Here is a 20,772-nt window from a genome sequence, read left to right on the forward strand (position 1 = left end):
CCAGGGACTACGCAGGGGGCGAGGCGGTGGAACCGCGAACGACCAGCTGCGCGGGTGGGAGCTCGGCATCGGGTACGTCGGTCGCGCCGTCGACGAGCTGGTTGAGGGTCAGGGCCGCCGTCTCGCCGAAGCGGAACGGGTCGGCGCGGACAGTGGTCAGGCCGGGGTGGACATACTCGGCGAGCTCGCTGTCGTCGAAGCCGGCGATGCTGAGGTCGTCCGGCACGGTCAGACCGGCGGCTTGCGCCGCACCGAGACCGGCGATCGCCATCCGGTCGTTGGCGTAGACGATCGCGGTCGGCGGCTTCGGCAGGGCGAGCAGCCGCCGGGTCGCTTCGATCCCGCCGGCAGCCGTGAAGTCGCCGGCCTCGGTCGCCATCGGCTCCACGCCCGCAGCGGCCAGCGTGTCGACGAAGGCCGTGGATCGTGCGGTCGCATGCACGAAGGTCGGTGGACCGGCGACGTGCGCGATCCGGGTGTGGCCGAGCTCGAGCAGGTGCTCGACGACTGCGCTCGTACCTGGTCGGTCGTCCAGGATGACGGCGGGGAACGGCGACGAGCCGTCGGGGCGGTTCAGCGTGACGGCAGGCAGGTTGAGCTCGACCAGGAGGTCGATCCGAGGGTCATCGTGCCGGAGGTCGGACAGGAACACGCCGTCGACGCGGCCGTCCCGGGCGAGCCGCCGGTAGCCGGCCTCCTCGTCCTCGCCGGCCGTGACGACCTGCAGGACGAGCGCCTGCCCACGGCTGGCGAGCACACTCTCGACCCCGGCGATGAAGGCCGGGAAGAACGGATCCGACGAGAGCACGGCCGGATCCCGGGTGATGACCAGGCCGAGGGCGAACGCCTTCGAGACCGACAGCGAGCGGGCCCGGTTGCTCGGCCGCCAGCCCAACTCGTCGGCGGCCGCGAGGATCTTGTCCACCGTGGCCTGAGCCAGCCCGGGCCGCCCGTTCAGCGCGAACGAAACCGATCCCTTGCTCACTCCGGCACGGCTCGCAACGTCCGCGATCGTCGGCCGCTCTTTGCTCACGGACACCTCGCTGTCGGAATCAGCCGGGATTTAAACCGGTTTAAAAGGTAGTTAAACCGGTTTAAAACGCGTACGTCAAGAGCTCGTGTGTCACGCATCACAGATGGCTCAGACAGCGAGGAGGGTGGCGGCGGCGCCCAGCTCACGCAGTACGACCAGTCCGCGCTCCCGTGCGTACCGGTCCGGAGCCGTGGCCAGCACGACCGCGTGCTCGTAGCGGTCACCGAGTCCGGACCAGGCGGTTGCGGCCTCTTCCCATCGACCGGCCAGCGTGGCCGCCCACGGCCCGGGAGCATCAATCGGAGCCGGAGTCTGGATCCCCGCCCGGCCCAGATACGCGCACAGCTCGGCGTGGACCGATCGGTGTCCGGCCTGCTCGGCCAGCTCGAGCGACTGCCGAACCTCGTCGGTCAGCGAACCCAGCGAGCCGTCCAGCCACCCCAGCTCGGCCCGCGCCACCGCCAGCCGACTAGCCACATAACTGTCGTCCGCGACGGCGCGATCCGCGAGTGCGACGGCCAGCAACTCGCCTGCCTCCTGGTCACCACGCCGCGCAAGCAACCGCGCGAGCAGGCTCCGGGCGAGGGCTGCCATCGCCCCTGGTTCGCCCGGCCCGTCGAGGAGTGCGCGGAGATCGTCGATGGCGCGGTCCCAGTTCCCGCGACTTCCGTGCACCGCAGCCAGAGTCAACCGCAGGCGGTACTGGCCCGCGAAGAACTCCCCATCGGCGGCAGCCCGCAGACCATCGGCGACGTACCTCTCTGCCTCGTCCAAGCGGCCACTGCGATACGCACCACCGGCCGCGTTGACGTAGCACCGCACGAGTGTCTCTATCCGACTGTCCGAGCCGGCCAGCGCGATCGCGCGGGTCAGGTCCGCGGCACCGCCCAGGTCGCCCCGGGCCAGCCGGGCATCGCCCAGATAGCAGCTGGCCTGGGCCTCGAGCTCCGGCCGGCCGAGGTTCTGCGCGATGGCCAACGCCTGCGTGGCGGCGGATTCCGCTCGCGCGCTGGGCTCGGCGACTATGCCGACCGTCGCCAGATTGCTGTTGGCGCGAGCCACTTCGATCAAGGCGGCCGCGAGACGGGCGTCGTCCCCGAGCGGCTCGAGTACGTCGACAGCTTGCTCGGCTGCTTCCCGACCTCGCATCGGTCCGCGCGCGAACATGGCCACCCGGGCCAGCACGAGCAGCGCCTCCGCCCGCAGAACGGGGTCGTCCGCGGCGGCCTCGACCCCTGACTCCGCGGACTCCAGGGCAGCATCGAAGCGGTTGACGACGTACAGCGAGTACGCCCGCCGGGTGAACAACTCAGCCGCAGTGCGGGCAGCGAGTAGCTGACGGTGTCGCAGTACGACGTCCAGCACTCCGAAAGCCTGGCGATGAGCACCGAGCCGGGCCGCCTCGAGCCCGGCGCCCGGACCGTACTCGACGATCACGTCGGTCCGCCCGCAGCGCTCCGCGTGGTGCACCAGCCGCGCGGGTTCCGCGTCGGGACGGCCGAGGAGTACGTCGACCACGTCCCTGTTCGCCTGGATCCGCTCACCCGCGGTCAAGGCGGACTCGATCGCCCGCCTGGCCAGCTCATGATGGAACGCGACAGTCGCATCGGCGCCACTGACGATGCCGGATCGCTCGACGTCCAACAGTACGTCGGGATCGGCGAGGCTCTCGGCGAGCCAGCGCTCGGCCCGGGTCGGGACGACCGACAGGCGCGCCACCAGGGCCCGCGCCGGCGCCGGCAGTCTGCCGAAGCGAGCCAGGACCGCGTCTCGAACGGTGTGCGGAACGCCGGTCCCATCACTGGCGAGCACCTCGGTGACGAAGAACGGGTTCCCTTGCGTGATCCGATGGATCTCCAACGCCTCGAGCGGACTCACCCCACCAAGACGTCGTACGGCGTCCACACTGAGCGGCGGGAGGACGACGCGCTGGACGGACGGGCCGGCCAGACTCCCCAGCAACTGGCGGAGCGGGTGGCCGGCGTCGATCCCGGTCTCGCGGAACGTCAGCACCAGCACCGCGGGGATGCCCTGGAATCTCCTGGCCAGGAAGCGGATCGCATCGAGGGTCGCGTCGTCGGCCCAGTGGATGTCCTCGACCACCACAACCGTCGGGCGCTCGGCGAAGACCCGCAAGAGGGCAGGTAACACGCTGTCGGCCCGATCGCCGGACAGTGCCGCGGCCAGGTCGGCATCGAGGTCGGCCATGTCGCGGAACGGCCCGAGGCTGCGCGGCGCGAGCAGATCGTCGCACCCACCGACGGCCACTCTGATCGCAGGGCTCGAGCCGTCCAGGAACGCCCGTACCAGCGCCGACTTGCCGGCACCTGCTTCACCCGAGACCAAGACCACGACGCCACGGCCTTCGTCGACGGCCGCCCCGGCGGCGGCAGTGAGTTGCGCCAGCTCGGCGTCGCGCTCCTCCAGACGCGTTCTCCTGGGCGCCACCGCAACGGGCGGCGGTTCGACGGCCAGCAGGCGTTCCCGCAGTACGACGGCTTCGGGTCCCGGCGCGAGACCGAGTTCGGTGGCGAGAACGCGTTCCATCCGGGCGTAGCGACGCAGCCCATTGGTGCGATCGCCGGCCACGACCGCGGCGCGCAGGAGCTCGACGTGCGCCTCCTCGTTCGCGGGATCCATGGCCAGCAGGTCTTCCCAACGACCGGCACAGCGCAGTAGGCGCATGACCCGCAGGCGCAGTCGTTCGCGAGGTTCCTCCAGCCAGGGCTCGGACAGGTCGTCGGGCAGCAGTTCGCCCGACAGCTTCAGGGCGGCCCCGCAGCGTTCAGGCGAGCCAGTGCCAAGAGCTTCGTCCGCGGCGACGTCGAAGGCGGTCGCATCGACCTCGACGTCCGCAGCAGGGAAGAGTGCGATCGCCTCGCCCTTCAGGACGACCGCATCCCTGTCGCCGAGCACAGAGCGGGCGTAGTGAGCCGCCTTGTGCAGTCGCGGCAAAGCAACGTCCAGCGTGAGCTCCGGCCACAGCGCGTCCACCACGCGGTCGCGATGCAGCCTGCCGTCCGGGGCGAGCGCGAGCAGCTTGACCAGCGCGGCGGACTGGCGCCGGGTCCACCGGTTCGCGGTGATCGGCGCGCCGTCCACGACGACCGTGAACCCGCCCAGCAGCTGCACGCTGACCTGCACATCTCGGATCGTAGGCCCCCGGAGAATCTCGTTCTACTGCACGAAGTCGAGCGACTGGACCTGGTCGACCTCGGCCCGCATCGCCGCACTGACCTGCCGGAGCAGCAGCCGCGCCTCGTCGAGGGTCCAGGTGTACGACGCAACCGTCTCGGTCGCGTCGAACAGGTCACGCGACAGGCGATCACGGGTCTCCTCGTAGGTCGCCAGGGAATCAGTATTGATCGCGCGGGTCAGCAACTCCGCATCACGGAGCGCATCGGTGATGCCGTGCGTAGTGATCGGGTCCTTGTAGTAGCCCGCGTCTCCGACCAATGCCCAGCCCGACCCCCAGGAGCGTCGGACGAACCCGGCCGCACCAGCCCAGCCATGCAGCCGGCCCGCGGGCTTGGCCCGGAACACCCGCTCGGCGAGATCCGGCGCTTCGCCCAGCAGTACGGCGAACGCCCGGTCGGCCCCGTCGCGACGCAGCGCCCGCATTCGCTCCGGAGTGGTGGCGACGAAGACACAGGTCAACCCTTCGTTCGTCGGGATCAGGCCGGCGCCACAGCCGGGTGCGTACGCCCACTCGTACCCGGTGACCGGTACGTCGGCGTAGTACCGATAGAGGACCGCGCTCCGCGATCGACCTCGCCGTACGACCGGAGCCCGGGTCGCCGAGGCGACGGTGGATCGGATGCCGTCGGCACCGATCGTGATCCCGGCGGTGAGCTCTGACCGGTCCTGCAGGCGTACGCCGGTCACGCGTCCGTCCTCGTCGCGCAGCAACTCCGTGACTGCCGTTCCGTGGCTGACGTCGGCACCAGCCTCGGCGGCCGCGTCGGTGAGGACCCGGTCGAGGAGCTGGCGTCGCGGGGCGTAGAGCGCGGACCGCAGCGAGACCGGTTCGGGGTCGCGATCGCTGTAGTGGAAGGTCGCACACCGGATCGGTGGTGTATCGGCGAGCCGGTCCAGCAGACCCCAGCGCGACAGCTGCAGGACGCCGGCTCGCATGAGTCCGTGAGTGGAGACCGTGTCAGTGCCGTACGCGGACCGCTCGACCAGCGCCACGCGGGCCCCGGCCCGGGCGAGCAGCATCGCGGTCGAGGCTCCGGCAACGCGGGCTCCAACGACAATCACGTCGTACGCGTTCATGCCGCCGGCTCCGCACCACAGGCTGCCCGCCCGGTCAGCAGATGGCGTACGACGCTCGCCGCGTCGTGCCGGGCTCCGTCGATGAAACCCGAGTCGCGGCGGTGCTGGAACCGCTGGCCGACGACGTACACACCTGGTGCGGCGGTGATCCCGCGACTCTGCTGGATGTGCCCGTCCGGACCACAGAGGGGTAACCGGAGCCACGGGTAGTCGGGCCGGTAGCCGGTGGCAACGATCACCGTCGTGATGCCGGCACCGCGCAGGTCCACGGCATCGATCGGCTCCGGCGCGATCAGGGCGGGTGGACGATCGGTGTCAGTGACCTCGCCGCTGTACACGTCCACAGCATCGAGCAGGCGGTACATCCGTGCGTCGGCTGCTGCCGCGGTCTCGGCCAGATCCGGGCGGAAGCGCGCCCGGGCTCCGTCTGTACCGTCGTAGCGGCCGAGCAGCCGGACGCCATCGGTCTGAAGGGTGCCCAGGTCGAGCTCTCCGGCGCGGCCGGCCAGTTGCATCGACGGTTCCCGCCGGGCCGCCGCGGCGTCGCGCACCTCGCAGATGGTGCGCGACAGCCGGCCGGTGCGTTCCAGCCACCAGAAGATGTCCTTACCGCGGTACGAGCGGGGCAGTCTGGTGTGCCGCCCGACGGACAGGTGCACCTCGCGACCGGACCGGTTGAGCTCGTCAGCGATCTGCAAGCCCGAGGCTGAGGCCCCAATGACCAGTACGCCGCCCGGCGCGAGCTGGGCCGGGTTGCGATAGCTGGCGGCCGTCACGACCTTCCCCAGTCCGGCCGGGACCCGCGGCACACCCGGCCCGGTCGCGATCACCACCTGGCGCGCACGCCAGGTATCGCGATCGGTGCTGACCCGATAGCCGCCAGACTCGGACACCTCCAGGACTCTGGTGTCCGGGACGACCGGTGCGTCGAAGGACTCGGCGTACTGCTCCAGGTGCTGGACGAAGCGGCGCGCGCTCATGAAGCCGTCCGGGTTGGATCCTTGGTAGTCCCAACCGGGCAAGCGCATCATCCAGTTCGGCGAAAGCAGTCGCAGCGAGTCCCAGCGCTCACTGCGCCAGCGTTCGCCGACCCGGCCCCGATCGAGGACGACGTGGTCGCGACCCGCCTCGGTAAGCAGCCGGCTGACGGCGAGACCGGCGTGCCCGGCGCCGATCACGACGGTGTCGATGCTGATCATCACGTCCCCCTCGGATCGCGATCCGGCGTCGTCAGTGGGTGACCACGTCGATGGCGACGGGCGTCGGGTTGGCGAGTACGTCGTACACGGCCGAGCGGCGGCGGGACTGCTCGACGATGCCGCGCAGGGTTTCCTCGTCGGCGTCGCCCTCGATGCTGAACGTCACCCGGATCTGCTCGTAGCCGTTGCGGACCTGGTCGGACAGTCCGAGGATGCCGAGCAGGTCGATGTCGCCGGTGACCGTCGACGTCACCTTGGTGAGCTGGACGCCGCGGGCCGCGGCGATGTTGGCGACACCGGCGGTCAGGCAGGCGGCGATCGCGTGGAGCAGGTACTCCACCGGCGTCGGCGCGTGATCGGCGCCGACCAGGACCTCGGGGTGGTCGAACTCGATCACGGTGTCGGACTTGTGGCTCAGCTCCTGCAGCGCGCCGAAGAAGCCCGACGCGGTGGAGCGGCTGTGGGTCCCGGAGACCCAGGTGTTGGCAGCCCGGAACTGGAACTTGGCGATCTCGGGCTGGCCTTTGACGGCGTCGATGGTGGCGAACAGCGTGGCGGTGTCGACGCCGTTGCGGCTCGGCGTGCCGGTCGTGGTGGTCATGTCCCCTCCTCGGTGGATGGTGTTTGCCGAGGACGCTAGGAGGGCCACCTTCCGCGGACCTTCCCTCGCGCTTCCTCTGCGCAGTGCCGCGCTATCAGGCGGAATCCGCGCACTTGTTTGCAGCCGATCGCTTGACGGTGCGCTCGCGGCTGGCTTAACTAGGTCGGCAGTGACGCACCCAGCCGGTAGCGGTCCCGCGAGGGTCCGAAGTCCGGTTTTCAGGCGCCAGGGCCGCTCGATCCACCCAAGCCCGAGGCGGGGTAGCGTCCCCGGGACCGATGGAGCAATCGTGTCCAAACTCGCTCGCCGTCTGCTCGTGGCGACTGTGACCTCCGCCCTGGCCGTGACCGCGGCCGTCACCGTGTTCAACCGAACCCCGGCCGACGCGGCGGTCACGCTGCCGCCGACCCACGCCAAGTTCGACTACCAGATCGGCGGCGCCTACACCCCGCCTGCCGGCGTCCAGGTGGTGACCCGCGACCGCACCGCAGCACCGGCCGCCGGCCTCTACAACATCTGCTACGTCAACGCGTTCCAGGTCCAGCCCGGCGAACAAGGCCAGTGGGCATCCGACCTGCTGCTCCGCGACGCCAAGGGCAACCTGGTGATCGACCAGGACTGGGGCGAACCGCTCCTCGACCTCCGGACCGCGGACAAGCGGAACCGCGTCGCCGCCAAGGTCAACGGCTGGATCGACGGCTGCGCGACCAAGGGCTACAAGGCGATCGAGCCGGACAACTACGACAGCTACACCCGCTCGAAGAAGCTGCTCACCGCGGCCAACGCGAAGGCGTACCTGACGCTGCTCGCCACGCACGCGCATTCGAAGAGCCTGGCCATCGCGCAGAAGAACACGGTCGAGCTGGCCGGTAGCCGGCAGCCCGTCGGGCTCGACTTCGCGGTCGCCGAGGAGTGCGGCCAGTACGACGAGTGCGGTGACTACGTCGATGCCTTTGGCAACAACGTGATCGTGATCGAGTACACCAACAGCGGCCGTCGGACGGCCTGCTCACAGTTCGGCAGCACGTTGACGATCGTCCAGCGCGACGTCGACGTCTCCGTACCCGGTCAGTCCGGGTACGTCCGCAAGACCTGCTGACTCAGCAATTTCACCTGCCACACAGCTTGGAGACCGTCATGTCTCAGCATGTTCGTACCCTGTCCCGCCGCGACGTCCTGCGCGCCGCGGCAGCCGCCGCGGCCGTCGGCACCCTCGCCGCCTGCGGGAAGAGCGACGACGACGCGGGCGCCGACCCGAACGGTGTCGTCACGCTCGACCTCTGGCACGGCCAGGTCGACCTCGGCAAGGCCGCCATCGATGCCTTGATCAAGAAGTTCAACGACAGCCATCCGCAGATCAAGGTGGTCGGCGGCGGTGGCGGGGTCACCGCGGACAGCATGCTGCAGAAGGTCACGGCAGGCCTGGCGGCGGGGTCCTTCCCGGATATCGCGTACATCTTCGGGTCGGACCTCGCCAGCCTGACCAAGAGCCCGAAGGTCGCCGACCTGACCGACGCGCTCAAGATCGACGACTACTGGCCGGCCGCGAAGGACGCGGTCAGCGTGAAGGGCAAGGTCCGGGCCGCACCGGCGTTGGTCGACTCGCTCTGCGTGGTCTACAACAAGAAGCTGTTCACCGCTGCCGGCGTGCCCGAGCCCAAGGCCGGCTGGACCTGGGACGAGTTCGTCACCACCTCGCAGCAGCTGACCAATCCCGCCAAGGGCATCTTCGGCACCGGCTGGCCCGGTGTCGGCGACGAGGACACGGTCTGGCGGATCTGGCCGATGATCTGGGACCTCGGCGGTGACGTGGTCAGCGGTGACGGCAAGAAGGTCGGCTTCGACCAGGTCGGCGAGAAGGCGCTCGGCACCCTCGACCGCCTGCGCACCGACAAGTCGCTGTACGTCGATCCGAAGCCGGGCAGCGAGCAGCTCTATCAGGTCTTCCTCGGCGGCCGGATGGGGATGGTTGCCACCGGCCCCTGGCAACTCCCCGAGCTCCTCGACGCCAAGCTCGAGTACGGCGTCGTGCCGCTGCCGTCGTACTCCGGCAAGCCGGTGACGATCTCGGGGCCGGACACCTGGACCGTCTTCGACAACGGCAAGGCGAAGGTGAAGGCGGCCACCGAGTTCGTGAAGTGGATGGCCGATCCGGCGCAGGACATCCAGTGGGACATGGAGGGCGGCAGCCTGCCGATCACCAAGGCGACGGCGGAGCTCCCGCAGTGGAAGAAGCACTCGTCCGAGACGAACGGGCTGGACGTGTTCGTCAAGGCGCTCGACACGGCGAAGGTCCGGCCGACGATCACGACGTACCCGCAGATCTCGCAGCACGTCGGTCAGGCGATCGCCGCCGTCCTGCTCGGGAAGCAGAGTCCCGGGGACGCGGTGAAGCAGGCCGTCGACCAGTGCAACCAGGTGCTGGCGGTGCCGAGCTGATGGCCAACAGTGTGGTCGGTACGTTCACCGTCGATCCCCGCAGCCGGGCCGCGGCCAAGCGGCGCGCGCGGGGTGAGGGTGCGACGGGGTGGGCGTTCGTCAGCCCGTCGGTGCTGATCATCCTGGGGCTGAGCGTCGTACCGGTGCTGTGGTCGTTGCTGCTGTCGTTCCAGGTGAATGATCTGGTCTCGCCGTCGGAGTGGGTCGGACTGGCGAACTACAAGGCGCTGATGAAGGACCCGGCCTTCGGTGCGGCGGTCGAGCACACGCTGATCTACACCGTGCTGTACGTGCCGTTGAGTGTGATCGCCGGGCTGGCGATCGCGATCGCGTTGGATCGGAAGATCGCGTTCATCGGTCTCTACCGGACGCTGGTCTTCGTGCCGTTCGTGGTGTCTGCGGCGGCGCAGGGCGTGCTGTTCTCGTTCGTCCTCGACCCGGAGTTCGGCGTCGCGAACTCGGTGCTGCACAAGCTCGGGTTGCCGGCACAGGGGTTCTTCAGCGATCCCGGGCAGGCGCTGTACCTGCTGGTCGCGATCTCGCTGTGGAGCGGGACCGGCTTCTGCGTGATCGTCTATCTCGCTGGTCTGCAAGGGGTTGCGAGTGAACTCGTCGAAGCGGCGCGGATCGATGGAGCCGGCCGTTGGGGCGTACTCCGGCACGTCACGCTGCCCGCACTCGCGCCGGTGACGGTCTTCCTGTTGCTGTTCCAGACCATCAACGCGTTGCAGCTGTTCGATCTGGTCTTCGTCACCACCAAGGGCGGACCACTCGGGTCGACGGCGGTGATCGTGTACTTCATCTGGGAGAAGGCGTTCAAGACGTTCACGGCCGGCTACAGCGCGGCTGCGGCGTACGCGTTGGCGGTCGCCCTGCTCGTCGTCGGAGTGGCCTTGCAGATCTACCGGCGAAGGGCGGCGGCTCGATGAAGCGATTGCCCTTCAGTGCTTGGCATTTCGTACTCGCGCCGTTGGCGTTGCTGTTCGCCCTGCCGTTGCTGTGGTTGCTGGTGAGCTCGGTGATGAGCAATGCCGAGATCAACCGGTTCCCACCGGCGCTGATTCCGCACGCGATCAAGTTCGACGGTTACCGGTACGTGCTCGGGAACGCCCTGTTCCCGCGCTGGTTCCTGAACTCGTTCATCGTGTCGGCGGTCGCGGTCACGGCCAATCTCGTGCTCGGTTCACTCGGCGGGTACGCGTTCGCGCGGATCCGGTTCGCCGGGTCGAAGGTCGTGCTCGGGCTGATGCTGGCCACGATGGTGATCCCGTTCCAGCTGACGATGATCCCGACCTTCCTGGTGATGAAGGAGCTCGGGCTGATCGACACGCTCGGCGCGCTGATCATCCCGTCGCTGGTGACGCCGCTGTCGGTGTTCCTGTTCCGCCAGTTCTTCGTCTCGCTCCCCCGCGAGCTCGAGGAGGCGGCGTGGATCGACGGGTGCGGGCGGCTGCGGATCCTGATCTCGATCGTGCTGCCGCTGGCCCGGCCGGCGCTGAGTACGGTCGCCGTCCTCACCTTCCTCGCCACCTGGAACGACCTGACCTGGCCGCTGATCGCGATCAACACCGACACGACCTACACCCTCCAGCTCGGGCTGACCACCTTCCAGGGCCAGCACCACACCCAGTGGGCCGCCGTGATGGCGGGCAACGTCATCACGGTGCTGCCCGTGCTGCTGGGGTTCCTCCTGGCCCAGAAGGCGTTCATCCGCTCACTGGCCTCTACCGGACTCAAGGGCTGATATGACCTTCGACTTACTCGTGATCGGCGACGCCAACCCTGATGTTGTCATCGGGCCCGTCGACCAACCGATCCTCTTCGGCCAGCGAGAACGCCTGGTCCCCAACGGTTCTCTCGTACTCGGCGGCTCGGCCGCGATCATGGCGTGCGGTGCTGCCCGGCTCGGGCTCGACGTCGCCTTCGCCGGCCGCGTCGGCGACGATCCGGCCGGTGCCTTCGTGCGTACGGCGCTTGCCGACCGCGGGGTGAATGTCGACGGTCTGATTGTCGACAAGTCACTCCCGACGCCGCTGACCACGATCCTCCTGTCGGGTGACGATCGCGCGATCCTCACCTCCCCTGGCTGCATGCCCGCCACGAGCGCGGACGACGTACCCAAGTCGTTGCTGCGGTCAACCAGGCATGTGCATGCGGCATCGTTCTACCTGATGCCGTTGCTGGCGGCCGGGCTGGCCGGGATCTTCAAGGAGGCCAAGAGCGCGAAGGCAACGACGTCGCTCGATCCGAACGACGACCCCAGCGGGCGGTGGGACCGGACGGTTCTGGACCCGATCCTGCGGGTGACCGACGTCTTCCTGCCGAACGCGGCCGAGGCGCTGGCTCTCACCGGTCACACGGAGGCCGAGGCAGCCGCCGGCATCCTGGCCCGACGCGGACCGCTGGTCGTGCTGAAGAACGGCGCGGACGGAGCCCTGGCCCACACCGGCGCCAAGGTGACGACCGCCCCGGCCTTGAAGGTCGACACGGTCGACGCCGTCGGAGCGGGTGACAGCTTCGACGCCGGCTGGGTAGCCGCCGCACTGAACGGCTTCCGCACCGAGCGAGCGCTGGCAATCGCAGCTGCCTGCGGTTCGTTGTCCACCCGCGCCGCAGGCGGCACCGCAGCCCAGGCGGACTGGGAACTGGCAACGGGGAGCGTGATGACGCCATGACCAAGATCGTGTTCGTGGGCGCGGGCAGCGTGGTGTTCACGCAGGGGTTGCTCGCTGATCTGTTCAGTCTTGACCTGGGAGCGTTGCACATCGCGTTGCACGACATCGATCCCGAGCGACTCGACACCGCGTCCGCGGCTGCGGCGTACATCGCTCGCGAACACGAGGTGACGCCGCGAATCACCTCGCATCTCGAACGCCGGGCCGCACTGAACGGTGCGGACTTCGTGATCAATATCGTCCAGGTGGGGATGAACGCGGCGACCAAGATCGACTTCGAACTCCCGGCCCGGTACGGGATCCGGCAGACGATCGGGGACACCCTCGGCGTCGGCGGCGTCTTCCGCGCCCTGCGGACCTTCCCGGTCCTGAAGGGTCTGGCCGAGGACATCGCCGAGGTCTGCCCGGACGCCTGGCTGCTGAACTACACCAACCCGATGGTGATGAACGTGCAGTACCTGGCCGCACTCGGCGTCCGCAAGGTCGTCGGCCTCTGCCACTCGGTCTACTGGACGATGCAGGGCCTGTCCGAGCTGGTCGGCGTACCGTACGACGACGTCACCTACTTCGCCGCCGGCGTGAACCACCAGTCCTGGGTGCTGCGCTTCGAGCGCGGATCAGAGAACCTGTACGAGCGTCTGGACGCAGCGATCACCGCAGATCCCGAGCTGCTGCGGCGGGTGCGGGTCGACATGTACCGGCGGCTCGGGTTCTACCCGACCGAAACGAGTGAGCACTCGTCGGAGTACGTGCCGTGGTACCTGTCCCACCCGGGTGAGATCGAGCGACTGCGGTTGCCGGTGGGTGAGTATCTCGGGATCGTCGAGGAGAACCTGGCGTCGTACGAACAGACGCGGCAAGCCCTCAAGGCCGGGGAGCCGCTGACGGTCGAGCCGACGATGGAGTACGCGCCGCAGGTCATCCACAGCATCGTCACCGGGACGCCGCGGACCATCTACGGGAATGTCCCGAACACCGGGCTGATCAGCAACCTGCAGGCCGGTGGAGCAGTCGAAGTCCCTTGCCTGGTTGACGGTTCGGGTGTCCAGCCGACCTCGGTCGGAGCATTGCCGGCGCAGTGCGCGGCGCTGAACCGGTCCTATCTGAACGTCGCCGAGCTGGTGGTGAAGGCCGCGATCGAGGAGGATCCGCGGGCGATCAGGCAGGCCATGATGGTCGACCCGGCGACTGCGGCGGCCCTACCGGTCGAGCAGATCTGGGCCCTGTGCAACGACCTGGTGGTTGCTCACAGCAATTACTTGGCGTCGCCGTTGAGGGCGGCCTGTAAGTAGGTGCGGTAGGTCGCGAAGCCGTCGAGGACCTCGGCGGCAGTCGGGCGGCCGGAGAGGGCGCCGACACCCTGGCCCGCGTAGATCGACGCGCGGGCCGGGTCGGCGGCACGCGTCCCTTCGACGTACTCGGCGTGGCCGGCGTCGTCGGTCTTCAGCTCTTCTTCACGGCCCTGCCAGGTCTCGAAGTACGAGTTGCGCAGTGCCCGGCCACCGAACTCGTCCGGCCACCCAGCTCGCGAAGCAGCGTCGAACACCGTGCCGTACACGGTGGCGGTCTCGTCCGCCTCGATCACGCGCTGCCGGACCGGCTCGCTGGTCAGCGCTTCGTCGCAGGTCAGGAAGGCGGTCCCGATCCAGCCTCCGGCAGCACCCGCGGCCAGTACGGCGGCCAGCCCACGCGGACCTGAGATCCCGCCACCCGCAAGCACCGGGAGATCGGTCAGGTCGAGGATCGCTTGGAGTAAAGGAAGAGTGGCGACCGCGTTGCGCCCGTGGCCGCCGGCTTCGGCGCCGCGGGCAACGATCACGTCGACGCCGGCCGTGATCGCCGCACGCGCGTCGGCGACCGTCCCGGCCTGCGTCGCGACCACGATCCCCGCCTGCCGCAGCGGCTCGACGTACGGCGCATAGTCGCCAAAACTGAGCGACACCAGGGCGGGCTTCAATTCCAGCACTGCCTCGAGATGCTCAGGTCGATGCTCGACCGACCACGCCATCAGCCCGATCCCGTACGGCTTGCCGCCCGCCGCCGCGATCGCGCCCTCGGTCCGGATCCAGTCGGCCGTGACCGCGGACCCGGCACCCAGCATGCCGAGGCCGCCCGCGGCCGAGATCGCCGCGGTCAGCTTCCCACCGCTGACGTTGGCCATCGGTGCCCCCACGACGGGGACACCGAGGCCGAACCTCTCAGTCAGCCACACGGCCGTGACTCAGAACTTGTAGACGTCCGAGGCCGGGTCGCCGTGGCAGCGCTTGTACTTCTTGCCGGAGCCACACGGGCAGACGGCGTTGCGCGGCGTACCGGCGTACTGCAGGGTGCCCTCTTCGACGGCGTCCTGGTGCACGGAGACCTCGTCGTCACCGTCGATCGTCGGCGCCGAGTAGGACAGGCGCTGCGGACGGCTGTCGCCGGTCAGGCCCTTGGCGCGCAGGCGCGGGGTGTCCCGCGGCCGCACCTCGTCCTGGACCCGGCCCGGGAACTCCGCCACCGGAGCACCCGGCGTGAGGATGTCTTCCCCGCCTTCGGCGTCGGTCTCGTCCAGGGCCGCGACCTCGGCGGCCATCTCCATCTCCGCGCGCATCCCCTCGACGTCGACCTCGAGGTTGAAGATGTAGCCGACCGACTCTTCCTTGATCGACTCCATCATCGCGGCGAACATGTCGTAGCCCTCGCGCTGGTACTCGACCAGCGGGTCGCGCTGCGCCATCGCGCGCAGGCCGATGCCCTCGCGCAGGTAGTCCATCTCGTACAGGTGCTCGCGCCACTTGCGGTCCAGCACGCTCAGCACGACGCGACGCTCCAGCTCACGCATCGCGTCCTCGCCGAGCAGCTCCTCGCGCGTGTCGTACGCCGCCTGCGCGTCCTCGATGAACCGCTCGACCAGGAAGTCCTGGGTCAGGCCGGCCTTCTCGCCGCCGGCCTCCTCGATCAGGCCCTCTTCGGTCAGCTCGGTCGAGTACAGCGTCTTCATCGCGGTGAACAGCGCGTCCAGGTCCCAGTCCTCGGCGAACCCGTCCGCGGTCGCACCCTGCACGTACCCGGCGACGGTCTCCTCGAGCATGTCCGAGACCTGGTCCCGCAGGTTCGCACCCTCGAGCACCCGGCGGCGCTCGTCGTACACGACGTGGCGCTGACGGTTCATCACGTCGTCGTACTTGAGGATGTTCTTCCGGGTCTCGAAGTTCTGCGCCTCGACCTGGGACTGTGCCGACGCGATCGCCTTGGTGACGACCTTGTTCTCCAGCGGCTGGCTGTCGTCGTTGTTGCGCGACATCGCCCAGTCGACCATCTCGCGCTTGAACAGCCGCATCAGGTCGTCCTCGAGCGACAGGTAGAACCGGGACTTGCCCGGGTCGCCCTGACGGCCGGCGCGACCGCGCAGCTGGTTGTCGATCCGGCGGGACTCGTGCCGCTCGGTGCCGAGCACGTACAGGCCGCCGGCGTCGGTGACCTCTTCCTGCTCGTCCTTGACCTTCTGCTCGAACTGCTCGAGCACCTTCGGGTACTCCGCCTCGTACTCCTCGGCGGACTCGACCGGGTCGATGCCGCGGGCGCGCAGGTCCTTGTCGGCCAGGTGCTCGGGGTTGCCACCCAGGATGATGTCGGTACCACGACCGGCCATGTTGGTGGCCACCGTGACCGCACCCTTGCGACCTGCCTCGGCGACGATCGCGGCCTCCCGCGCGTGCTGCTTCGCGTTCAGCACCTCGTGCGCGATGTTCTCCTTGCGGAGCTGGGCCGACAGCCGCTCGGACTTCTCCACGCTGGTGGTGCCGACCAGGATCGGCTGACCGGTCTGGTGCACCTCGACGATGTCCTTGACCACGGCGTCGAACTTGGCGTCCTCGGTGCGGAAGATCAGGTCCCGCTCCTCGACCCGGATCATCGGCTTGTTGGTCGGGATCGGGACCACGCCGAGGTTGTAGACCTTGGAGAACTCGGCCGCCTCGGTCATCGCCGTACCGGTCATCCCGGCCAGCTTGCTGTACAGGCGGAAGTAGTTCTGCAGCGTGATGGTCGCGAGGGTCTGGTACTCCTCTTTGATCTCGACGCCTTCCTTGGCCTCGATCGCCTGGTGGAGTCCCTCGTTGTAGCGACGGCCGTGCAGCGTCCGGCCGGTGTGCTCGTCGACGATCAGCACCTCGTTCTCGACGACCACGTAGTCCTTGTCCTTGCGGAACAGGTCCTTCGCCTTCAGCGCGTTGTTCAGGTAGCTGATCAGCGGGGTGTTCGCGGACTCGTACAGGTTGTCGATCCCGAGCCGGTCCTCGACCTTCTCGATCCCGCGCTCCAGGATCGCGACCGTGCGCTTCTTCTCGTCCACCTCGTAGTCGGCCACCGGGCGCTGGTCCTCGGGCACCTTGTCGTCGGCGATCCGCGGCTTCAGCGTGTTCGCGATCCGGGCCATCTCGACGTACCAGCGCTGGGAGTCCTCGGCCGGGCCGGAGATGATCAGCGGGGTCCGGGCCTCGTCGATCAGGATCGAGTCCACCTCGTCCACGACGGCGAAGTTGTACTCGCGCTGGACGCAGTCCTCGATGCTGCCCGCCATGTTGTCGCGCAGGTAGTCGAAGCCGAACTCGTTGTTCGTGCCGTAGGTGATGTCCTTGCTGTACGCGATCCGGCGCTCGGCCGGGGTCATCTCCGGCAGGATCACGCCGTAGTCGAGGCCGAGGAAGTGATACACCCGGCCCATCCACTCGGCCTGGAACTTGGCCAGGTAGTCGTTCACCGTGACGACGTGCACGCCCTTGCCGGACAGCGCGTTCAGGTACGCCGCCAGCGTCGCGACCAGCGTCTTGCCCTCACCGGTCTTCATCTCGGCGATGTTGCCCAGGTGCAGCGCCGCGCCGCCCATGATCTGGACGTCGTAGTGCCGCTGGTGCAGGACCCGCTTGGCCGCCTCGCGGACCACCGCGAAGGCCTCGGGCATCAGCTGGTCGAGAGACTCCCCGTTCTCGAGCCGCTGCTTGAACTCGGCGGTCTGCCCCTTCAACTCCTCGTCGGACATGGAGACGAAGTCGTCCTCGATGGAGTTGACCATCTTCGCGATGCCCTGGAGCTGACGCAGGATCTTGCCCTCGCCGATCCGCAGGACCTTGTCGATCACCTTCATGGTGGGGAGTTCTCTCCTTGCTGCTGAAGCCTGGTTTGCGGCCAACGCCGACAGGGCACGACCGACCGCGCGGGAGGGCGTGCGTTCCCCCATCGTACGGGGCCGGGTGTGCCAAGCCACGCCCGCAGCGTGCCTCAGACCCTATCCACCCCACGCACAGGCGGTCCGGAAAGTTCCCGCTGCCCCGTCAGGAACCTCGCAGGGCGTCACTGAGCGCTGGCGAAAGGTCACCACCACCGGCCACCCTGACCTGGTCCAACCCCATCCAGCCGGCCAACTGGACCAGCTCGGCCGCCAGCTCGTCAGCGGTCTCGATCGGGGCCTTCGGTTCGGCATGCGCCGACTGGACCAGCAGCACGCCGGCGGTCCGGTCCGCCTTCAGATCCACCCGGGCGACCAACCGGTCCCCGAGCAGGAACGGCAGCACGTAGTACCCGTAGATGCGCTTCTCGGCCGGCACGTAGATCTCGATCCGGTACCTGAAGTCGAACAGCATCTCCGTCCGGGTCCGCTCGAACACCAGCGAGTCGAACGGGCTGACCAGGGCGCGTGCGTTCACCCGCCGTGGCAGCCGCGCGTCCTTGTGCAGGTACGCCGGCCGCTTCCAGCCGGCGATCTGGACCGGCAGGAGCTCACCCTCCTCGACCAGCTCCTCGATCGCCTGCGCGGTCGGCTCCGGCGCCGTCCGGAAGTAGTCCCGGAAACACTGTGCGGTCCCGACCCCATGCGCCCGGGCCGCGATCGACACCAGCCCCCGGTGCGCGTCGGCCACGGACGGCGTCGGGGTCGCCAGTACGGCGGAGGGCAGCACCCGCTCGGGTACGTCGTACATCCGCTCGAACTGCTGGTTGCGGCGGGCCACCGTGATCTCACCGGCGAAGAAGAGGAACTCGAGCGCCCGCTTCACGTCGGACCAGTTCCAGCCCCAGTTGGTCCGGTCGCGCTCGACGTCGTCGTCGATCTCGCGGGCGGACAGCGGGCCGTGGTCGCGGACGTCGGTGAGCACCTGCTTGATCAGGTCCGGCCGCTCGGCGGCGATCGAGCGCGGGCCACCCCACGCCTCGGTGGCCGCGCGGGCCATCCGCCAGCGCATCAGCGGGTGCGTCTCGACCGGGATCAGGGACGCCTCGTGCGCCCAGTACTCGACCAGGCGGCGCGGCGCCTTCCCGGCCGCGCGGTCCAGCACCTCACGCGGGTAGGGACCGAGGCGGGAGTAGAGCGGCAGGTACTGCGTGCGGCTCAGCACGTTGACCGAGTCGATCTGGATCAGGCCGATCCGCCCGAGCACCCGGGTCAGCGCCCGCGCGTCCGGGACCCCCTTCGGCCGCGGGTCCATGAACCCCTGCGCCGCCAGCGCCACCCGCCGCGCCTGAGCCGTCGACAACACCTGCGTGGTCATGAGCTGAATTCTGCCGTGCACCGCCGACAGAATTCAGCGCAATCGATCCTGTGGGCGCTGCTCGACGGCTGATGCCGCCTGCTGGGCCGGCTTCGGGGCGTTGGCGACCACGAGCGCTGCCTGAATGCTCGCTCCGGCCATCGCGAAGACTTGGAAGAAGGCGACGAAGTTGGCCCAGGGCGTGTCCGGGCCGATGTCAGTTGCCCAGAACGTGACAGCGGCTGCCAGATAGGTCGCGGCTGACACTCCGAGCCGAATACTCCGGCGACGAGCGGCCAGGATTCCGAACAGGACCGGGCTGCCCGCACCGAAGGTGACCACTGGAATCGCCGCGGCCCCAAGCTTCCGCCAGACCTGTCCCCAATCGGTCGGCCGGCGGACCGGGACGACCGGCGGAGACGGCACAACCGGCGCGTAGACAGCGACGTGCCGGCGACCGAGAGCGCTCTCGGACTGGTACAGGTCCTCGAGTAGCTGCGCGTGCGTCGCGGCGAGTTGATCGCGTGCCGACTCGAAGGTCGGGCCGTCCAGGCCCGTCAGCGCCACGCCGCGCCACAGATCGAGAGCCGACCTGATCTCGCGGACGGCCTCGTCCCAGCGACCTGTCGCGCGCAACTGGCGGGCGAGCTGTACGGCGTCCTCGAACCTGTTCAGGTCGAGATCGTTGCGTTCGACCCGCAGGACGTAGCGACCGTCGGCCTGGACGGTCAACTCGCCGTCGGTCCCCGGCGTACGGTGCGGGTCGATCGACTCCCGCAGCTCGCTCACCACCGTCCGCAACTGCTGTGGGCCGTCGTCAGGTGGGTTGTAGGCCCAGACGGCTACCAGGAGGTCGGCGACGGAAACGGCAGTGTTGGCACGTAACAGGAGTGCGGCGAGGACCCGCCGATGCCGCTCTGACCTGAGGTCCAGGATCACCCCGTCCTGGAACACAGTCAGCGGCCCGAGCAGCCGGTAGCGCACCGTCACCGAGGCAGCGGCCTCCATCCCACCCCTCCCCACCGGACCCGTTGTGCCCGTTCCCCGAACCAGGCCAGAAAGCGTACGTGCGACCAGGGCCATAACTCGGGAGTTACCGCAAGTGGGAGGTGCGCTACACACAGTGCTCGGGGGAGGCTGCGAGAAGGCCACGCCGCCCGTGTGGCCCCTATCAACCTGGAGTGAGGCATGACAGGAAGATTGCAGTTGGTCCGAGCCGCGGTAGCGGCCGGTGTGCTGGCCGCGGCGTCCCTCGGTGCGGTGGCTGTCGGCCCCGCGTCGGCCGCGTCGGCATCCGATGGACCCAGCCCCCGGATCGTCGGCGGCACCATCGCCCACACCGCAGACACCCCCTGGGCCATCCAGCTGTCGAACAGTGGCTCCCCCGACCCGACCGAGGAGTGGTGCGGGTCGACGCTGGTCGCGGCCAACAAGATCGTCACCGCGGCGCACTGTGCCCAGGAGGCCGCGTCCACCTACACAGCGATCCAGGGCCGCGACGTGCTGAGCGACACGTCGACCGGTCAGGAGTCCAAGATCAGCAGCATCTGGGTCGACCCGGACTACGGCAACCAGCCCGGTCACGACGTGGCCGTGATGACGCTGACCACGCCGTTCGACGGAGTCGCCACGCTGCCGCTGGAGACCGACTCCGCCGCCGACACGGCCGGAGCGGCATCGGTCGTCTACGGGTGGGGCGAGACCGAGGGCACCGGCCCGGCGGACACCTTCCAGAAGGTCGACGTACCGGTGCTGGGCGACGCGTACTGCTCGGAGGCGTACGCGTCCGAGGGCTACACCGCCGACGGTGAGATCTGCGCCGGGTACGAAGACGGCGGCAAGGACTCGTGCCAGGGCGACTCCGGTGGCCCGCTCGTCCTGAACGGCCGCCTGTTCGGCGTCGTCTCCTGGGGCATCGGCTGCGCCGACGCCGGCAACCCGGGCGTCTACGCCGAGGTAGCCACCTACGCCTCCGAACTGCAGGCCCAGATCGGCTGACCCTCAGCGCAGGAAGAAGGGGCCGGGCTTCGCAGCCCGGCCCCTT

General features: G+C 68.9%; 16 protein-coding genes. 7 read left to right on the forward strand and 9 right to left on the reverse strand.

The genetic code is table 11. From position 1 onward, the window contains the following. Positions 1-7: 7 nt before the first annotated feature. The 5 genes from AB0L70_RS28870 to AB0L70_RS28890 form a co-directional block, all read right to left on the reverse strand. Positions 8-1,033 (reverse strand): LacI family DNA-binding transcriptional regulator, encoded by a 1,026-nt coding sequence (locus tag AB0L70_RS28870; protein ID WP_363689588.1) that lies wholly within the window; start codon positions 1,031-1,033, stop codon positions 8-10. A gap of 108 nt (positions 1,034-1,141) precedes the next feature. Beyond that, positions 1,142-4,177: an AAA family ATPase gene (locus AB0L70_RS28875; RefSeq protein WP_363689590.1), complete on the reverse strand. Its 3,036-nt coding sequence runs from the start codon at positions 4,175-4,177 to the stop codon at positions 1,142-1,144. Positions 4,178-4,210: 33 nt separating this feature from the next. Then, a complete protein-coding gene (locus tag AB0L70_RS28880) occupies positions 4,211-5,308 on the reverse strand; it encodes an NAD(P)/FAD-dependent oxidoreductase (protein WP_363689592.1) in 1,098 nt (365 codons plus the stop codon). Next, positions 5,305-6,507: an NAD(P)-binding domain-containing protein gene (locus AB0L70_RS28885; RefSeq protein WP_363689594.1), complete on the reverse strand. Its 1,203-nt coding sequence runs from the start codon at positions 6,505-6,507 to the stop codon at positions 5,305-5,307. Before AB0L70_RS28885 ends, AB0L70_RS28880 begins: the two co-directional genes overlap by 4 nt. Positions 6,508-6,538: 31 nt before the next feature. Beyond that, positions 6,539-7,108 carry an OsmC family protein gene (locus tag AB0L70_RS28890; protein ID WP_363689596.1) on the reverse strand — a complete coding sequence of 190 codons (570 nt, stop codon included), beginning with the start codon at positions 7,106-7,108 and terminating at the stop codon, positions 6,539-6,541. Between the two features lie 289 nt (positions 7,109-7,397). Between AB0L70_RS28890 and AB0L70_RS28895 the strand changes: the two genes are divergently transcribed. Genes AB0L70_RS28895 through AB0L70_RS28920 form a run of 6 tightly spaced genes read left to right on the forward strand, consistent with a single transcriptional unit; the run spans position 7,398 to position 13,514 of the window. Further along, complete coding sequence (locus AB0L70_RS28895; RefSeq protein WP_363689598.1) at positions 7,398-8,207, forward strand: endo alpha-1,4 polygalactosaminidase; 810 nt, start codon at positions 7,398-7,400, stop codon at positions 8,205-8,207. Positions 8,208-8,245: 38 nt separating this feature from the next. After that, positions 8,246-9,547: an ABC transporter substrate-binding protein gene (locus tag AB0L70_RS28900; protein WP_363689599.1), complete on the forward strand. Its 1,302-nt coding sequence runs from the start codon at positions 8,246-8,248 to the stop codon at positions 9,545-9,547. Further along, entirely contained in the window at positions 9,547-10,476 is a 930-nt protein-coding gene (locus tag AB0L70_RS28905) for a sugar ABC transporter permease (RefSeq protein WP_363689601.1), read from the forward strand. The genes AB0L70_RS28900 and AB0L70_RS28905 overlap by 1 nt, the downstream gene beginning before the upstream one ends. Next, positions 10,473-11,291, forward strand: coding sequence for a carbohydrate ABC transporter permease (locus AB0L70_RS28910; protein WP_363689603.1), 819 nt, complete (start codon positions 10,473-10,475; stop codon positions 11,289-11,291). Before AB0L70_RS28905 ends, AB0L70_RS28910 begins: the two co-directional genes overlap by 4 nt. A 1-nt stretch (position 11,292) precedes the next feature. Further along, positions 11,293-12,222: a carbohydrate kinase family protein gene (locus tag AB0L70_RS28915; protein ID WP_363689605.1), complete on the forward strand. Its 930-nt coding sequence runs from the start codon at positions 11,293-11,295 to the stop codon at positions 12,220-12,222. Then, a complete protein-coding gene (locus AB0L70_RS28920; RefSeq protein WP_363689607.1) occupies positions 12,219-13,514 on the forward strand; it encodes an alpha-glucosidase/alpha-galactosidase in 1,296 nt (431 codons plus the stop codon). The genes AB0L70_RS28915 and AB0L70_RS28920 overlap by 4 nt, the downstream gene beginning before the upstream one ends. Here AB0L70_RS28920 and AB0L70_RS28925 read toward each other — a convergent pair. The 4 genes from AB0L70_RS28925 to AB0L70_RS28940 form a co-directional block, all read right to left on the reverse strand. Beyond that, on the reverse strand, positions 13,478-14,383 hold the full coding sequence (locus AB0L70_RS28925) for a nitronate monooxygenase (protein WP_363689609.1): 906 nt from the start codon (positions 14,381-14,383) through the stop codon (positions 13,478-13,480). The genes AB0L70_RS28920 and AB0L70_RS28925 overlap by 37 nt on opposite strands. A 60-nt stretch (positions 14,384-14,443) precedes the next feature. Then, positions 14,444-17,350 (reverse strand): preprotein translocase subunit SecA, encoded by a 2,907-nt coding sequence (secA, locus tag AB0L70_RS28930; protein WP_363689611.1) that lies wholly within the window; start codon positions 17,348-17,350, stop codon positions 14,444-14,446. 187 nt (positions 17,351-17,537) lie between these two features. Then, the gene (locus tag AB0L70_RS28935) at positions 17,538-18,749 is read right to left on the reverse strand and encodes a crosslink repair DNA glycosylase YcaQ family protein (protein ID WP_363689613.1); all 1,212 of its coding nucleotides are present in this window, start codon (positions 18,747-18,749) and stop codon (positions 17,538-17,540) included. Positions 18,750-18,782: 33 nt separating this feature from the next. Continuing rightward, positions 18,783-19,736 (reverse strand): BTAD domain-containing putative transcriptional regulator, encoded by a 954-nt coding sequence (locus AB0L70_RS28940; RefSeq protein ID WP_363689615.1) that lies wholly within the window; start codon positions 19,734-19,736, stop codon positions 18,783-18,785. 180 nt (positions 19,737-19,916) lie between these two features. Between AB0L70_RS28940 and AB0L70_RS28945 the strand changes: the two genes are divergently transcribed. Continuing rightward, positions 19,917-20,726: a serine protease gene (locus AB0L70_RS28945; protein ID WP_363689617.1), complete on the forward strand. Its 810-nt coding sequence runs from the start codon at positions 19,917-19,919 to the stop codon at positions 20,724-20,726. Positions 20,727-20,772: the final 46 nt, after the last annotated feature.

Source organism: Kribbella sp. NPDC051952 (assembly GCF_040680855.1).
In the GTDB taxonomy this organism is placed as follows: domain Bacteria; phylum Actinomycetota; class Actinomycetes; order Propionibacteriales; family Kribbellaceae; genus Kribbella.

What these genes read in the sequence shown, in the direction of transcription:
- AB0L70_RS28880 (WP_363689592.1), bottom strand. Translation starts at nt 5,308, where the DNA reads ATGAACGCGTACGACGTGATTGTCGTTGGAGCCCGCGTTGCCGGAGCC.
- AB0L70_RS28885 (WP_363689594.1), bottom strand. Translation starts at nt 6,507, where the DNA reads ATGATCAGCATCGACACCGTCGTGATCGGCGCCGGGCACGCCGGTCTC.
- AB0L70_RS28890 (WP_363689596.1), bottom strand. Translation starts at nt 7,108, where the DNA reads ATGACCACCACGACCGGCACGCCGAGCCGCAACGGCGTCGACACCGCC.
- AB0L70_RS28900 (WP_363689599.1), top strand. Translation starts at nt 8,246, where the DNA reads ATGTCTCAGCATGTTCGTACCCTGTCCCGCCGCGACGTCCTGCGCGCC.
- AB0L70_RS28905 (WP_363689601.1), top strand. Translation starts at nt 9,547, where the DNA reads ATGGCCAACAGTGTGGTCGGTACGTTCACCGTCGATCCCCGCAGCCGG.
- AB0L70_RS28910 (WP_363689603.1), top strand. Translation starts at nt 10,473, where the DNA reads ATGAAGCGATTGCCCTTCAGTGCTTGGCATTTCGTACTCGCGCCGTTG.
- AB0L70_RS28915 (WP_363689605.1), top strand. Translation starts at nt 11,293, where the DNA reads ATGACCTTCGACTTACTCGTGATCGGCGACGCCAACCCTGATGTTGTC.
- AB0L70_RS28920 (WP_363689607.1), top strand. Translation starts at nt 12,219, where the DNA reads ATGACCAAGATCGTGTTCGTGGGCGCGGGCAGCGTGGTGTTCACGCAG.
- AB0L70_RS28925 (WP_363689609.1), bottom strand. Translation starts at nt 14,383, where the DNA reads ATGGCCAACGTCAGCGGTGGGAAGCTGACCGCGGCGATCTCGGCCGCG.
- secA (WP_363689611.1), bottom strand. Translation starts at nt 17,350, where the DNA reads ATGAAGGTGATCGACAAGGTCCTGCGGATCGGCGAGGGCAAGATCCTG.
- AB0L70_RS28935 (WP_363689613.1), bottom strand. Translation starts at nt 18,749, where the DNA reads ATGACCACGCAGGTGTTGTCGACGGCTCAGGCGCGGCGGGTGGCGCTG.
- AB0L70_RS28940 (WP_363689615.1), bottom strand. Translation starts at nt 19,736, where the DNA reads ATGGAGGCCGCTGCCTCGGTGACGGTGCGCTACCGGCTGCTCGGGCCG.
- AB0L70_RS28945 (WP_363689617.1), top strand. Translation starts at nt 19,917, where the DNA reads ATGACAGGAAGATTGCAGTTGGTCCGAGCCGCGGTAGCGGCCGGTGTG.